General features: G+C 31.6%; 12 protein-coding genes and 2 pseudogenes. 1 reads left to right on the top strand and 13 read right to left on the bottom strand.

Features of this window, described 5'->3' with window-relative positions:
- Positions 1 to 408, bottom strand: a pseudogene (locus SAGCYANO_RS01805) (hypothetical protein); the annotation flags it as partial.
- A gap of 619 nt (positions 409 to 1,027) precedes the next feature.
- Here SAGCYANO_RS01805 and murF point away from each other — a divergent pair.
- Positions 1,028 to 2,437: a UDP-N-acetylmuramoyl-tripeptide--D-alanyl-D-alanine ligase gene (gene murF / locus SAGCYANO_RS01810; protein ID WP_202218527.1), complete on the top strand. Its 1,410-nt coding sequence runs from the start codon at positions 1,028 to 1,030 to the stop codon at positions 2,435 to 2,437.
- Between the two features lie 1,123 nt (positions 2,438 to 3,560).
- Here the strand turns inward: murF and SAGCYANO_RS01815 are convergent.
- The 12 genes and pseudogenes from SAGCYANO_RS01815 to SAGCYANO_RS01865 form a co-directional block, all read right to left on the bottom strand.
- Positions 3,561 to 3,884, bottom strand: a complete 324-nt coding sequence (locus SAGCYANO_RS01815) for a hypothetical protein (protein WP_202218528.1) — start codon at positions 3,882 to 3,884, stop codon at positions 3,561 to 3,563.
- Between the two features lie 17 nt (positions 3,885 to 3,901).
- A complete protein-coding gene (locus SAGCYANO_RS43830) occupies positions 3,902 to 4,045 on the bottom strand; it encodes a hypothetical protein (protein ID WP_237395573.1) in 144 nt (47 codons plus the stop codon).
- A gap of 454 nt (positions 4,046 to 4,499) precedes the next feature.
- A pseudogene (locus SAGCYANO_RS49885) lies at positions 4,500 to 5,189 on the bottom strand (adenylate/guanylate cyclase domain-containing protein); the annotation flags it as partial.
- Positions 5,190 to 7,171: 1,982 nt separating this feature from the next.
- Positions 7,172 to 8,722, bottom strand: a complete 1,551-nt coding sequence (locus SAGCYANO_RS01825; RefSeq protein WP_202218529.1) for an NAD(P)/FAD-dependent oxidoreductase — start codon at positions 8,720 to 8,722, stop codon at positions 7,172 to 7,174.
- Positions 8,723 to 10,404: 1,682 nt separating this feature from the next.
- The gene (locus tag SAGCYANO_RS01830; protein WP_202218530.1) at positions 10,405 to 10,836 is read right to left on the bottom strand and encodes an AbrB family transcriptional regulator; all 432 of its coding nucleotides are present in this window, start codon (positions 10,834 to 10,836) and stop codon (positions 10,405 to 10,407) included.
- A 939-nt stretch (positions 10,837 to 11,775) separates the two neighbouring features.
- Entirely contained in the window at positions 11,776 to 11,970 is a 195-nt protein-coding gene (locus tag SAGCYANO_RS01835) for a hypothetical protein (RefSeq protein ID WP_202218531.1), read from the bottom strand.
- A 184-nt stretch (positions 11,971 to 12,154) separates the two neighbouring features.
- Positions 12,155 to 12,349 (bottom strand): hypothetical protein, encoded by a 195-nt coding sequence (locus SAGCYANO_RS01840; protein ID WP_202218531.1) that lies wholly within the window; start codon positions 12,347 to 12,349, stop codon positions 12,155 to 12,157.
- 184 nt (positions 12,350 to 12,533) lie between these two features.
- Positions 12,534 to 12,728, bottom strand: coding sequence for a hypothetical protein (locus SAGCYANO_RS01845; protein ID WP_202218531.1), 195 nt, complete (start codon positions 12,726 to 12,728; stop codon positions 12,534 to 12,536).
- 184 nt (positions 12,729 to 12,912) lie between these two features.
- The gene (locus SAGCYANO_RS01850) at positions 12,913 to 13,107 is read right to left on the bottom strand and encodes a hypothetical protein (RefSeq protein WP_202218531.1); all 195 of its coding nucleotides are present in this window, start codon (positions 13,105 to 13,107) and stop codon (positions 12,913 to 12,915) included.
- Between the two features lie 186 nt (positions 13,108 to 13,293).
- Positions 13,294 to 13,488, bottom strand: coding sequence for a hypothetical protein (locus SAGCYANO_RS01855; RefSeq protein WP_202218531.1), 195 nt, complete (start codon positions 13,486 to 13,488; stop codon positions 13,294 to 13,296).
- Positions 13,489 to 13,672: 184 nt separating this feature from the next.
- Entirely contained in the window at positions 13,673 to 13,867 is a 195-nt protein-coding gene (locus SAGCYANO_RS01860; protein WP_202218531.1) for a hypothetical protein, read from the bottom strand.
- 184 nt (positions 13,868 to 14,051) lie between these two features.
- Positions 14,052 to 14,246, bottom strand: a complete 195-nt coding sequence (locus SAGCYANO_RS01865) for a hypothetical protein (RefSeq protein ID WP_202218531.1) — start codon at positions 14,244 to 14,246, stop codon at positions 14,052 to 14,054.
- Positions 14,247 to 14,635 lie beyond the last annotated feature (389 nt).

Genomic DNA, 14,635 nt, shown 5'->3' on the forward strand with positions numbered 1-14,635 from the left:
TTGCTCGCTTCTTGTGAATGCTTGAACCAGTTCTAATAATTTTTTACTATTACGAGAACCGTAGTAGTTGCGACGTGCTGGTTGATTTTCGATTCGGTCGAAAAGCTTCATTAAGTCTACTAAAACATCCTTTTTATAGTTGTAGGGTTGTTTTCTATTAATAACTATATGACAGCAGCGATTTAAGATAAAATTAAATTCTTCTTCAATTTGTGGCCATGCTGTAATTCTGTCTAGTGCTTGAGATATTTCTCGGTCAGGATATCCAGAACCATTAATAAATAACATTCTGAATCTTTCAATTACTTCTGTTGAAGACTCTAGGTCTATCAATTGGATAAAATGGTTATAGATATCTTGTTCATCTTGAGATTTGTGTTTGTTATATTCGCCCAGAAGATTTTTCATTTATATATTTCCTATCTACTTTAAGATTTTTATATTCTAGGGCTAGTCTGACGATTAATTAGCATCTATAAGTTTGTACAAAACTGTATATTTAATTCCAAATTTAGGTGGATATTTACTTTTATATACTAGGTATCATTTTGGTCTATAACTCAGTATTAATACCCCTTAGATTATTGTATACCTAGCATCGGTATTCTACAGTTGATTAATACTCGTATTTTTAATTATCTTCAAAATTTACTGAATTTGTGTGAAGCTTCAGTAAAGATTTTGCTTTATTCAAAACTCTCATCAATGGGTCAAATTTGATTGTACTGAGTTATCGGTAGCATCTACTTCCCACTCCGTACAAATTTTTCCTTACCGATTGTAATATACATAAGATAGTATAAATTTTCTTAATCCTTAGCTCGATAAAGTTTTAGTTATTTTGTCTTATGTCAGATTTAAGTTATGACAAAATTTACTAAACTTAAAAAATTTTTTCCCTTGAGAATTATTTATACTTTTTATTTTTCCTGGTTGCTTGGTTAGATCCAAAAAATAAATTGACTTCAAAAATCAGAAGTACTCTAATATAATTATTACACATATTTGAGTAGGACTGCCAATAGTTATGGTCTGTCACATTAACTTATCTCAATTAATTGAAGTCTTGAGTGCTACAACACTTACAAATTTTCAGATTCCTGAAAAAACATTAATTACAGGCATAAATACAGACACTCGTAACTTACAATCTGGTGAAGGATTTGTGGCATTACGAGGTGAAAAGTTTGATGGCCATAAATTTGTGCAACAGGCAATGGAAAAAGGGGCTTCTTGTATTATTGTTGAGGAAGAATATATCTTAAAGAATAGAGTTACACAACAGTCAAATAGCGTAACTATATTACAAGTAGAAAATACTTTAGAAGCTTACCAAAAAATTGCTCGTTGGTGGCGAGATAGATTTGCTATTCCTGTAATTGCGGTAACAGGTTCAGTGGGTAAAACTACTACTAAGGAATTAATTGCTAAAGTCTTGGCTACTCAGGGTCAAGTTCTGAAAACTGAAGCTAACTATAATAATGAAATAGGTGTGCCAAAAACTCTACTAAGACTTTCCTCTGATGATAATTATGCTGTAGTGGAAATGGCAATGCGAGGACTAGGGGAAATAGCAGAATTAACACATATTGCTAATCCGACAGTTGGCTTAATTACTAATGTTGGTACTGCTCATATTGGTCGTTTGGGTTCTGTTGAAGCGATCGCTCAAGCTAAGTGTGAATTACTTGCAGAAATGTCTTCTAATAGTATTGCTATTTTGAATTATGATAACCGACGTTTAATGGAAACTGCTGCTAAGTTTTGGTCGGGAGAAACTTTTACTTATGGTTTACAAGGAGGTGATTTACAAGGAAAATTAATTGATTCTCAAACTATAAATGTTGCAGGTGTGGATTTACCTTTACCTTTGCCTGGACTTCATAATGCTTCTAATTATTTGGCAGCATTGGCTGTTTTTAAGGTGATTCATGGTAGAAGTATTTCTACTAAAAATCTCTTTGAACCTTTGATTAATAATTTATCGATTCAATTGCCTGAAGGTAGGGCTAAAAGATACAATTTAGATAATGATATTGTAATTTTAGATGAAACTTATAATGCTGGATTAGAGTCGATGATTGCTGCTCTAAATTTGTTAGTTGAAACTCCGGGAAAACGTCATGTTGCTGTGTTAGGAACTATGAAAGAGTTAGGGGATAAATCGGTATTATTTCATCAACAAGTTGGTAATGTTGTGCGAGATTTGAATATTGATGGTTTATTTATTTTGGCAGATTTTGAAGAAGCACAGGCAATGGCTATTGGTGCTGCTGGTTTGCAGTTTATAGAGGTAGAAAATATTAGTTCTAATGATGTTCATCAGAAATTAGCAAGACATTTGCATGAGTTTTTACAACCAGGCGATCGGGTTCTTTTTAAGGCTTCTCATTCTGTGGCACTTAATAAAGTTGTTGAGATTTTAATTAACAAGTAATGTATTTATAGCACAGGCATCTTGCCTGTCACAGTTGTATCTTAACTGATATAAAGCACCCTGTAATATTAAATCCATATTTGTTCTTGACTTTATTAAATATGAAATTTTTAAGAAGCAGACCAATTATAAATTATATAAGATAAAACATTATCATAAATAACAGTTGTATGACAATAATTATTATGTAAGTTCGTTTGAATGCGTCGTCATATTTTTTGTAATTTATATTTGACATTGCAACTCCAGTACCATAAGAACCTCCAATTATCGTATAAAAACGTAAAATATCTTCTGGAATATCAAAAATAGAATAGTTATCGAAGTAACACATGACAAAAGTTATCGTGTTGATGTGAAAATAATAGATAAATATTGCCATGTGAAGCATAGAAAGAACATCAGCAGAACTTTCTTCTTGGTAAAAAGAGCTTTCAATAATTGATAATTGATAATGGATAATTGATAATTACCTCTCCCTAAAACGGATAGGATTGAATAAAAAGAAAATTTTTTCTCTCTTGGTCGATTGGATATGGCGAGGAGACCTCGCCATCCCTCGACCGCTTGTTTCTCCTTGAAAGGAGAGGCTTTATACCTTAATTTTTCTGTAAATACCTGTAAAGCAACACATTATCAAAATCATAGGTATATGTTTCAAGAATTAAGAATTAAGAATTACCTCTTCTTATAAATAAGAGGATTGGTTCAAATAATTTTTTTAATTTTTCTCCATGAAAGGAGAGGCTTTATACCTTAATTTTTCGGTAACTATAGCCCAAAAAATCTGGTATTTCTTGTGTTTTTATTTTTTCCTAGAATATAAACAAATCTTGTTACGCTAATAAAAATTATTCCAGTTATAATCCTTTGAGAAAATATTTGAGGGTTATTCCCCAAGAAATTAAGAACTGAAGAATTTATTGAATCTAGTGGTACTAATAATGTAATTGACACCCAAAAAGATATTACACACAAAACCACTGTTGCTACAACTGCTTTTATTAGATTTCTTGCCGAGTAGAAGAAAAAATAAAATAGGTATAGTATGACAACGAACAATGAAATAAAGAACAAATTTTCTGAAAGACTTATAATAATACTGGGAAATGTAGCTACGATGTCAGGAGATTGCATAAATGCATAAATAAACCCTGTTAGAATATAAACAAATAAAAGGATGAAAAAAAGCTTTTACTTGCCAAGTCATCGTTAATGTTATTCTTTCCCAAATTTCGCCTATCCTCAGGTTTTTTGAGATTATTTTTCTATCTTCTGCTCTTTTATTTAATCTATTTACTGTTTCTTGTTCTCGTCTTTTTGCTTGTTCTCGCTTTTGCTCTTGCCTTTTTTGTTCTCGCTTTTCTTCTTCTTTAAGTTCAGCTTCTTTAATCAGTTTTTTACATCTGTCAATTTCTCGCTCAACCTGATTAAGTCCTCCTTTCATAAGATTTATTTCTCGATCTATATTCTGATTTTTTCATAAGAATTTTCATTAATCCATACTGTATCTTTGCTTGCTTCTTTATGCCATATCTGATTTTCTATTCGTGTTTTGTCGGAGATAAGTGAAGGAAGTTCAAAATTTAATTTTTGCAAGTCATTCATTTTGCTTTTTGTATTTTGGTTACAGCAAATATATAATATTCTTATACCAATTTTAAAAAGAATGTTACAAATAATAAGTGCAATAAAAATATTTTGTAGGAAATTTATCTTTGACAAAAAGATAATTTACGACCTGAAAACTGGTATTAAATCCATTCATTCTGACTCCTGAATTCTGGATTATGTTTGCGTTTGCGTAGCATCCCGTAGGGAAGCATTCCGTAGGAAATTCTAATAAATATCCTAGCTATTTGTAGCAAACATTTATCAAATTGGTATTAGACTATTATTTTGATGTTTAAATATCTCTGTCTGGGCAGGTTTTAAGAAAAATTATACTATTTCAATAAAGATGTATAAATACTCCAAATAATGCTCTTTGTAAAGAAGAAGCAAGAAACTTGAAAATTTGTTGATATTTTTAATTTATCCTTCTTGATTAATATCTTTAAATTTATACCATAACTTTCTCATTCTCTTGAATCAAACTCTCATTATTAATATTTCTACTTTTTAGTAAATAAGTACACATTTCACCCTTACCTTTGACGGAAATAATACCTCGCTTTTCCAATAAATATTGTTCCTTTAGTAATAAATAAGTATCTGACGTTACTTGAATTTCACCTATCACTCCATGAGATTCCATGCGACTCGCAACATTAACAGTATCTCCCCACAAATCATAAATAAATTTTGTACTACCAATAACTCCAGCAACAACCGGACCAGTATTTAGCCCTATTCTCATGTTTAAATCACTATTATTTTTTTCATTAAAACGCTGAATAACGTCCTGCATATCTAAAGCCATATCAGCGATCGCTGCTGCATGATCTATATTTGGTTCTGGCAACCCACCTACCACCATATAAGCATCTCCAATAGTCTTAATTTTTTCCAATCCATGAATTACAGCCAACTTATCAAACTCAGAAAATATTTCATTTAATAACTTCACTAATATTGTGGGAGAAACACTTGCAGAAAGCTGAGTAAAACCAGCAAGATCAGCAAATAATACTGTAACGTTTTCAAAATTATCGGCAATAATTTCTGTTCTATCTTTTAAACGTTCTGCTATTGATTTTGGTAAAACATTAAGTAATAGCTTTTCAGACTTTTCTTGCTCCACTTCTAACTGCTGTAACGCAAACTTAAATAAATTAATAATTATCAATCCTAATCCCAGAGTTGCTAATACAGCTAATAGCAACAATAAAGTCATTTTTTCACTGGTATTTTTAATCTCAAAACTTGCTTCTTCAACTTCCTGAGCAGCAATATCAAATAATGTATTACAAATTATGGCTGTTTTTCGTTCAAACTCATCACTAATATCATTAATATTTTGAGCATTTCTCAAATCTATAACTAATCTTACAGCCTCTTTAAACTGATAGTCGTAGTCTTCTATTTTGTCTGTATATTCAATTAAATATGAGTGAGATTTATACCACTTCTCACTAACACCTTTACTTGTAAGTAAAACTTGCAATTCGTCACTAATTCGCCTTACATAATCAATCTTTTGATTAAAAGGTACAATGTATTTTTCCTGTGCTGCATCTAAACCTATTATTTGCCATTGTCGAAAAAATTCTCTTTCTTGTCTCTGAGCATCGTTCAAAGCGTCATTCATTTCAAAAACTAACCGTTGAATTTTGATGCTAGTTACCATGACTAGCTCAGTTTTATCTCGCACAACTCTCATGGAAAAAAAACTTGCCACTGCCACACCACCAATTAACAGTAAAAGCACCCCCGAAGCCAAGGAAAATTTATAAGTAATACTTGACTTCATCCAACCTTCGTCTAGGTGTTTTTTGAAGTTTTTAAAATTGAAATTAGTCAACATAATCTCCTCCTGAACCATACTTCCATTGTTCAATCCAGCGACGATAATAATAGTCTTGTACTAGGGATTTTTATTAGTAAAAATTCTATTGCTACCCCAACTGGATATAGCAATGTATAAATTTTGTAGCACAGGCGTCTTGCCTGTCAAAGTTGTATTTCAATTGATATGAAACACCCTACAATATTAAATCCATATTTGTTCTTGAGTTTATTAAATATGAAATTTTTAAGAAGCAGACCAATTATATAGCAATCCGCGCAGAGGTTGCGGGTAATCAAAAAGTAGATAAAAAAACTGAAACTTCCCCCTGTTCCCTCACAGGAGTGCGCATTCCCTTGCGTCTGACGCCGACGCGGGGTCGCACCGCTGTTCCCTAAAAGCGGTAAGATTTTTATACACAAATAAAATAGGATTGCTATATAAGAAAAAACATTATCAGAAATAACAAAAGATATTACACACAAAACCACTGTTGCTACAACTGCTTTTATTAGATTTATTGCCGAGTAGAAGAAAAAATAAAATAGGTATAATAAGAAACCGATAAATGAAAGAAAAAACAAATTTTCTGAAATACTTATAATACTACTGGGAAATGTAGCTACGATGTCGGGAGATTGTATAAATCCATAAATAAACCCTGTTAGAATACAAACAAGTAAAATGATGAAAAAAGTTTTTACTTGCCAACTCATAGTTGACGTTATTCTTTCCCAAATTTCGCCTATAGTAAGGTTTTTTGAGGTTATTTTTCGATCTTCTGCTATTTTATTTAATCTATTTATTCTTTCTTTTTCTCGCCTTTCTGCTTGTTCTAGTTTTTGTTGTTGCCTTCTTTGTTCTCGCTGTTCTTCTCGCTTTTCTTATTCTCCTTTAATTTCAGCTTCTTTTCTGCTAATTTTTAGCTCAACCTGATGAAGTTGTCTATTTTTAAACTCGATATCTCGATCTATCTCTTGATTTTTTCAGGATAATTTTCATTAATAGCAAATGGATTTATTTTATATTTTAAATTCAATATCTCATTTTCTATTTGTCTTTTGTCGGAGCTAAGTGAAGAAAGCTCAGATTCTAATTTTTGCAAGTTATTCATTTTGTTTTTTGTATTTTGGTTACGACAAATATATAATATTCTTGGACTATTATTTTGATGCTTAAATATCTCTGTATGGCAACCAAATTTGGGATAAATTATCGGATTCTTTCAGTATTTCATTTTTGATTTCAGACTTAATTCGCTAACTTCTAGCCTCTAACTTCTAACTTCAACGATAATCCCCACCAGAACCATACTGCCATTGTTCAATCAAACGGCGATAATAATAATGTTGCACCAGTGACATTTTTGTCACTAAAAGCCCCATCATATCTCCTATAGGATATAATAAACTATAAATTCCCAAATTAAAATAATGTCTCATCCAATCTAATAAATTTCCAATGCCAACTTGAGGAATAATTTTAATGACTAAACCTGGTTGCTTTAAAGAAGTCATAAATAAAGTTTGTGCTAAAGCAGGAAACTGCACCACATCTTGCAGAAAAGGTTTAAGTACAAATTCCCCTAGTCGATCCATTACCTGAAATACACCTGCCAATAGTTGATTAATTTGATTTGGTTCAACTTTTTGGTTTACCCCTACACTCATAGAACGTTGAAATAACCAAGTGACTGATATACTAGGCTGATAAGGTTGCAAAAGTGCTAAAGCATTTGAAGAAAGATTATCAGTTTGGAGAGCTTCATCAATACCCCCGGTTAGACGTTTCAAGTGACGTACCATAGCTCCAAAACCGCCAAAACTCAGAGGAGACTGACTCCCGCTACTATCTCCCACTGGCAAAATACGATTCCAAGGAGTTTGAAGAGGACTTTGACGATAGCAGGGAAAAAAGCCAAATAACGCACGTTGGAATGTAAGTTGACTAAGCTCCACTTTTTGATATTCAGGTAATAAGCGGAGGTATTCTTCAAAGAATGATTCTAGGGAAATTCTATCTGGATGAGCATCTAAATAGGTAAATAGATAAGTAGTTCGTCCATCTCTAGCAGGAAATGCTTCCCAAAAGTATTGACATTGGTTTTGTATAGGAGTGAATGAGGCAAAAATGTCTCCTGTATCGTTTTTCGGGTATCCAGTGGCACAAGTACCAACTACTAGACAGACCGCATCAGGTTTTTTGCCTTGACGTGCTTGTTTCACAATAGGAGAAAAATGTCCCATTGCATCCAGGAGCAGTCGAGCTTTAAATGATTGGCCATTACTAACCTGGATATTTATCCCATCTGGATGAATGGTTGCTGCTTCGTAAGCTGTATTTTCAAATAGTTGACCACCTGCTTCAAGGAAACGCTGTTTGAGAGTTTCTAGGAGGTAAACTGGATCTACACCTATATTGAGAACATCTTTGACCCAAATGTCCTTGCTCTCTGGAAAGCTAATTCGTGCAGGGTTGTATTCGGTGGCGATCGCTGTTTCTAATTCTTCTGAGGAGAGAAGGTTTAATTCTATAAATGTTTCTAGTTCTTTGCGGGATATGTTCCATTCTTGTTTTCTACCTTTGAGGATACCTCGTTCTAACAAAGCTACCCGCCAACCTTTTTTTACTAAAGTTGCTCCAATAAGTATACCCAGAGTTCCACCACAAATAACTACATCCCAGTCTAAAGTATTTAATAATTGAGTTTCTTTTCTCACAGTAGTAGGAATAGAAATATTGTCTTCTCGAAGGTTTTGCCAAACTTGGTCAGCTTTACGCAGACCTTCTAAAGGAGTTCCCGGAATTTGCGAGAGAACTTGTTCTGTTAAGGACATAATTTTTGGATTTATTTTGCTGTAATTATAGCGCTACCTCCTAGGGAACAGGGAACAGGGAACAGGGAACAGGGAAAGAAAAACGGCGTTGCACAGTGACGAATGATTTGAGATTTTTGATGAACAGGATTTTGGATTTGAGAATTGGTAGGATGATTAATTAATGGTTTTTTTTAGTCAAAATCGAACACCTATTTTTTGCAGCATCATTCCGTAATGTGCAACCCCAGAAAAACATCATAAAAAAGAGGAAAAAAGGCTGAATTTTTGGGGTTGGTGATTAGGTAATGCTCTTCAAAATTTATGAACCTTACAACTATAGTTTTTTCATAGATATTTGAGACAAAAGCATTACGCATTCACCAACGCCGAATTTTTAGAATTTATGGAATTTAGTTTTTTTATTGTAAGAATAAATCACAAATTAATATGTAATACCAAGGGTGATAAATGTTTGTTACAAATGGTAGAGACGCCCTTATGCAACGTGCGTACGAAAGAAGGAAGAGGGAAGAAGGAAGAAGGGATAAATATTTAAAAAATGGAAAAATGATATAAATAACTATCTAAAATGAACTAGACTAGCTATTTTTAAGCATATCCGATCGAGGTATACCTTATTTGTAGCATTCTTTTCTCACGCTTGGTATAACTATACTTTGCGTTAATTTGGTCTGATATCATGTCCGGATAATTAGTGATGAAAAAACTTTTTCCTTTTCTTCCCTCTTTTTCCCTCCTGACTCCTCCCTTATTCTTTATAACTATTCAACCGGACATGATATTAGAAGGCTTTTTTAGTAATTTGAAGTCTTATATGATTCGGCTAAACTATATTAAATATAGTTATAAACATTTTTATTCATTTGAGTTCAAGATACAGCAGATTTTAGGTAAATGAGGTACACATAAGAATGTTCAATAATGGATAATGGATAATTACCTCTCCCTAAAAAGAAGAGGATTGAATAAAAGGAAAATTAATTCATTGTTTCTCCTTTAAAGGAGAGGCTTTAAACCTTAATTATTCGGTAAAGTATTTGTAGTGCAGGCATCTTCCCTGCGACTGGTGTATCTTACTAATATGAAATAGGCTGTAATTATATTTATACTATTTATTATTATTTTCAATAATTGTTAAATCTTATCTAAGGTAACTGATCGTTTTTATCAAAAGTAATACTATATTTGATAACTATTGTTTCTACTTCATATCAGGATTATTTCAGATATTTATACCTAAATCTCCTAGTAAATTAAACCCTATTTTTGTTGTTTTCACCTAACCCTTAACACCTTCTTATTTTAAATATATGTAATCAACTCAATTTTTTGTATTGTACACTTTATTTAATTATATTATCCCATCTCTACTATCTTAGACATGATAGTAAACTTAGTTTAAACCTTAATCAAATCAAATGTTCTGTGATTTACCTTAACTGACTTGAAACTTATAAAAATCCTACTCGATAAAATTAATAGTAAGCCCATCCAAATTCAGGCATTTTTCTCTTCGAGAATACTAAACTTGTAAACTTATCTTGCCAAGTCTATTTGCTGCCAAAAACTAGGTTTCAGATACTGTACATTACTCTAGTTTTTTGCAGCATTCATTATGGAATATCTAGATGATTCTAATCGCAGATTTTAGAGACCATCACGAATACTACACAACTTATTTATTCTTCCTCATGATTTTCATCTTCTTTTTCTACTTCTATATTAATCTGCCTAAGATGAATATGTTTATGCCCTAACTGGATAATAAATTCATCCCCTGGTTTCAATCCCATTTCTTGCGTATAATTAGCACCTATTACTAACTGTCCATTTCTATGAACACAAGCACGGTAAGTAGCAGCACGCCCTCTTCCATCTTTAACATTATTATCATCTAAATTTAGTCCCTTTGCCTGTAAAACTGCATCGTAGAATTTAGCAAGATTTACTCGTTTCTGCTTCTCTTTTGTAGTTGAATAATATCCGCAAGCAATAGCAGTATCTTTCTTTGACTTGTGGGAGAGTTCTTTAACTTTCTTCAACAATGCTTTACCAGTCAGTGGAGTATTTGATTGTTCTGAAGTATTTAATTTTTCTGTTGTTTTAGCCATCTTCTCCATCTACTTAAAAATATTCTCTCATAAACTTTAGCACCTACATCGTCTAATATCAAGCCTCTTTCACCTTTTCTTTGAAGATATTATCTAATCTCAACTTTAGTGGAGCAACAACCCCTTAAAATCAGACAGTTTTAAGATGTCAAAAAAGCTCATGATTAATATAGTGTCCGGTTGAATACTTATAAATAAGGTAGTATGGAGTAGGTAGTAGGTAGTAGGAAGAATAAGGAGATTTGCTCTGTATAAGAATATAGGTTTGCGATTTCTAATTATCCGAACTTAATATAATAATAGCTGATGTGCTGCTTATAAAATAATTAAGGTTTAAAGTTTCTGATTTAGATCAGAAATAAATGCCCGAAATTATGTGCGCCAATTCTATCCATTTTCAGGAGAGGTCATTTCAGTTATCAGTTATCAGTTATCAGTACCTCTGCAATAAGGAGGCTTAACCTTAGGGAATATTTTCTTTTTTTATCCTCTTAAAATTTTATCCCCTTAAAAGGGAGGCTTTAGACCAAAATTTATCGGTAATTATTAATTGTTAATTATTAAGAATTTACTGTTTGATGAATTTTGCCTTTGTATAATCTGTGATTCAAATAATTCAAATTAATTTTTCCCCAGCAACATACCCAAAAGAAAAACCTAGATCGTTATTAACGGCAGTGGATTTCTGAATTTTACATTTTACACCTTCTTGCTTTAAATATGCTTGAATAGCTAAAGAATATTTTTCAAACATCGAGCGTACAACTATATCAGTTATCAGTTATCAGTTATCAGTTATCAGTTATCAGTTATCAGTACCTCTGCAATAAGGAGGCTTAACCTTAGGGAATATTTTCTTTTTTTATCCTCTTAAAATTTTATCCCCTTAAAAGGGAGGCTTTAGACCAAAATTTATCGGTAATTATTAATTGTTAATTATTAAGAATTTACTGTTTGATGAATTTTGCCTTTGTATAATCTGTGATTCAAATAATTCAAATTAATTTTTTCCCCAGCAACATACCCAAAAGAAAAACCTAGATCGTTATTAACGGCAGTGGATTTCTGAATTTTACATTTTACACCTTCTTGCTTTAAATATGCTTGAATAGCTAAAGAATATTTTTCAAACATCGAGCGTACAACTATATCAGTTATCAGTTATCAGTTATCAGTTATCAGTTATCAGTTATCAGTACCTCTGCAATAAGGAGGCTTAACCTTAGGGAATATTTTCTTTTTTATCCTCTTAAAATTTTATCCCCTTAAAAGGGAGGCTTTAGACCAAAATTTATCGGTAATTATTAATTGTTAATTATTAAGAATTTACTGTTTGATGAATTTTGCCTTTGTATAATCTGTGATTCAAATAATTCAAATTAATTTTTTCCCCAGCAACATACCCAAAAGAAAAACCTAGATCGTTATTAACGGCAGTGGATTTCTGAATTTTACATTTTACACCTTCTTGCTTTAAATATGCTTGAATAGCTAAAGAATATTTTTCAAACATCGAGCGTACAACTATATCAGTTATCAGTTATCAGTTATCAGTTATCAGTTATCAGTTATCAGTACCTCTGCAATAAGGAGGCTTAACCTTAGGGAATATTTTCTTTTTTATCCTCTTAAAATTTTATCCCCTTAAAAGGGAGGCTTTAGACCAAAATTTATCGGTAATTATTAATTGTTAATTATTAAGAATTTACTGTTTGATGAATTTTGCCTTTGTATAATCTGTGATTCAAATAATTCAAATTAATTTTTTCCCCAGCAACATACCCAAAAGAAAAACCTAGATCGTTATTAACGGCAGTGGATTTCTGAATTTTACATTTTACACCTTCTTGCTTTAAATATGCTTGAATAGCTAAAGAATATTTTTCAAACATCGAGCGTACAACTATATCAGTTATCAGTTATCAGTTATCAGTTATCAGTTATCAGTTATCAGTACCTCTGCAATAAGGAGGCTTAACCTTAGGGAATATTTTCTTTTTTATCCTCTTAAAATTTTATCCCCTTAAAAGGGAGGCTTTAGACCAAAATTTATCGGTAATTATTAATTGTTAATTATTAAGAATTTACTGTTTGATGAATTTTGCCTTTGTATAATCTGTGATTCAAATAATTCAAATTAATTTTTTCCCCAGCAACATACCCAAAAGAAAAACCTAGATCGTTATTAACGGCAGTGGATTTCTGAATTTTACATTTTACACCTTCTTGCTTTAAATATGCTTGAATAGCTAAAGAATATTTTTCAAACATCGAGCGTACAACTATATCAGTTATCAGTTATCAGTTATCAGTTATCAGTTATCAGTTATCAGTACCTCTGCAATAAGGAGGCTTAACCTTAGGGAATATTTTCTTTTTTTTATCCCCTTAAAATTTTATCCCCTTAAAAGGGAGGCTTTAGACCAAAATTTATCGGTAATTATTAATTGTTAATTATTAAGAATTTACTGTTTGATGAATTTTGCCTTTGTATAATCTGTGATTCAAATAATTCAAATTAATTTTTTCCCCAGCAACATACCCAAAAGAAAAACCTAGATCGTTATTAACGGCAGTGGATTTCTGAATTTTACATTTTACACCTTCTTGCTTTAAATATGCTTGAATAGCTAAAGAATATTTTTCAAACATCGAGCGTACAACTATATCAGTTATCAGTTATCAGTTATCAGTTATCAGTTATCAGTTATCAGTACCTCTGCAATAAGGAGGCTTAACCTTAGGGAATATTTTCTTTTTTATCCTCTTAAAATTTTATCCCCTTAAAAGGGAGGCTTTAGACCAAAATTTATCGGTAATTATTAATTGTTAATTATTAAGAATTTACTGTTTGATGAATTTTGCCTTTGTATAATCTGTGATTCAAATAATTCAAATTAATTTTTTCCCCAGCAACATACCCAAAAGAAAAACCTAGATCGTTATTAACGGCAGTGGATTTCTGAATTTTACATTTTACACCTTCTTGCTTTAAATATGCTTGAATAGCTAAAGAATATTTTTCAAACATCGAGCGTACAACTATATCAGTTATCAGTTATCAGTTATCAGTTATCAGTTATCAGTTATCAGTACCTCTGCAATAAGGAGGCTTAACCTTAGGGAATATTTTCTTTTTTATCCTCTTAAAATTTTATCCCCTTAAAAGGGAGGCTTTAGACCAAAATTTATCGGTAATTATTAATTGTTAATTATTAAGAATTTACTGTTTGATGAATTTTGCCTTTGTATAATCTGTGATTCAAATAATTCAAATTAATTTTTTCCCCAGCAACATACCCAAAAGAAAAACCTAGATCGTTATTAACGGCAGTGGATTTCTGAATTTTACATTTTACACCTTCTTGCTTTAAATATGCTTGAATAGCTAAAGAATATTTTTCAAACATCGAGCGTACAACTATATCAGTTATCAGTTATCAGTTATCAGTTATCAGTTATCAGTTATCAGTACCTCTGCAATAAGGAGGCTTAACCTTAGGGAATATTTTCTTTTTTTTATCCTCTTAAAATTTTATCCCCTTAAAAAGGGAGGCTTTAGACCAAAATTTATCGGTAATTATTAATTGTTAATTATTAAGAATTTACTGTTTGATGAATTTTGCCTTTGTATAATCTGTGATTCAAATAATTCAAATTAATTTTTTCCCCAGCAACATACCCAAAAGAAAACCTAGATCGTTATTAACGGCAGTGGATTTCTGAATTTTACATTTTACACCTTCTTGCTTTAAATATGCTTGAATAGCTAAAGAATATTTTTCAAACATCGAGCGTA

This window comes from Okeania sp. KiyG1, assembly GCF_014132355.1.
Lineage (GTDB): Bacteria > Cyanobacteriota > Cyanobacteriia > Cyanobacteriales > Microcoleaceae > Okeania.

Bases quoted from the DNA above. Each gene is read 5' to 3' on its own strand.
- SAGCYANO_RS43830 (WP_237395573.1), bottom strand. From the start codon at position 4,045: ATGAATGACTTGCAAAAATTAAATTTTGAACTTCCTTCACTTATCTCC.
- SAGCYANO_RS01830 (WP_202218530.1), bottom strand. From the start codon at position 10,836: ATGGCTAAAACAACAGAAAAATTAAATACTTCAGAACAATCAAATACT.
- SAGCYANO_RS01825 (WP_202218529.1), bottom strand. From the start codon at position 8,722: ATGTCCTTAACAGAACAAGTTCTCTCGCAAATTCCGGGAACTCCTTTA.
- SAGCYANO_RS01845 (WP_202218531.1), bottom strand. From the start codon at position 12,728: ATGTTTGAAAAATATTCTTTAGCTATTCAAGCATATTTAAAGCAAGAA.
- SAGCYANO_RS01850 (WP_202218531.1), bottom strand. From the start codon at position 13,107: ATGTTTGAAAAATATTCTTTAGCTATTCAAGCATATTTAAAGCAAGAA.
- SAGCYANO_RS01815 (WP_202218528.1), bottom strand. From the start codon at position 3,884: ATGAAAGGAGGACTTAATCAGGTTGAGCGAGAAATTGACAGATGTAAA.
- SAGCYANO_RS01860 (WP_202218531.1), bottom strand. From the start codon at position 13,867: ATGTTTGAAAAATATTCTTTAGCTATTCAAGCATATTTAAAGCAAGAA.
- SAGCYANO_RS01835 (WP_202218531.1), bottom strand. From the start codon at position 11,970: ATGTTTGAAAAATATTCTTTAGCTATTCAAGCATATTTAAAGCAAGAA.
- SAGCYANO_RS01865 (WP_202218531.1), bottom strand. From the start codon at position 14,246: ATGTTTGAAAAATATTCTTTAGCTATTCAAGCATATTTAAAGCAAGAA.
- SAGCYANO_RS01855 (WP_202218531.1), bottom strand. From the start codon at position 13,488: ATGTTTGAAAAATATTCTTTAGCTATTCAAGCATATTTAAAGCAAGAA.
- murF (WP_202218527.1), top strand. From the start codon at position 1,028: ATGGTCTGTCACATTAACTTATCTCAATTAATTGAAGTCTTGAGTGCT.
- SAGCYANO_RS01840 (WP_202218531.1), bottom strand. From the start codon at position 12,349: ATGTTTGAAAAATATTCTTTAGCTATTCAAGCATATTTAAAGCAAGAA.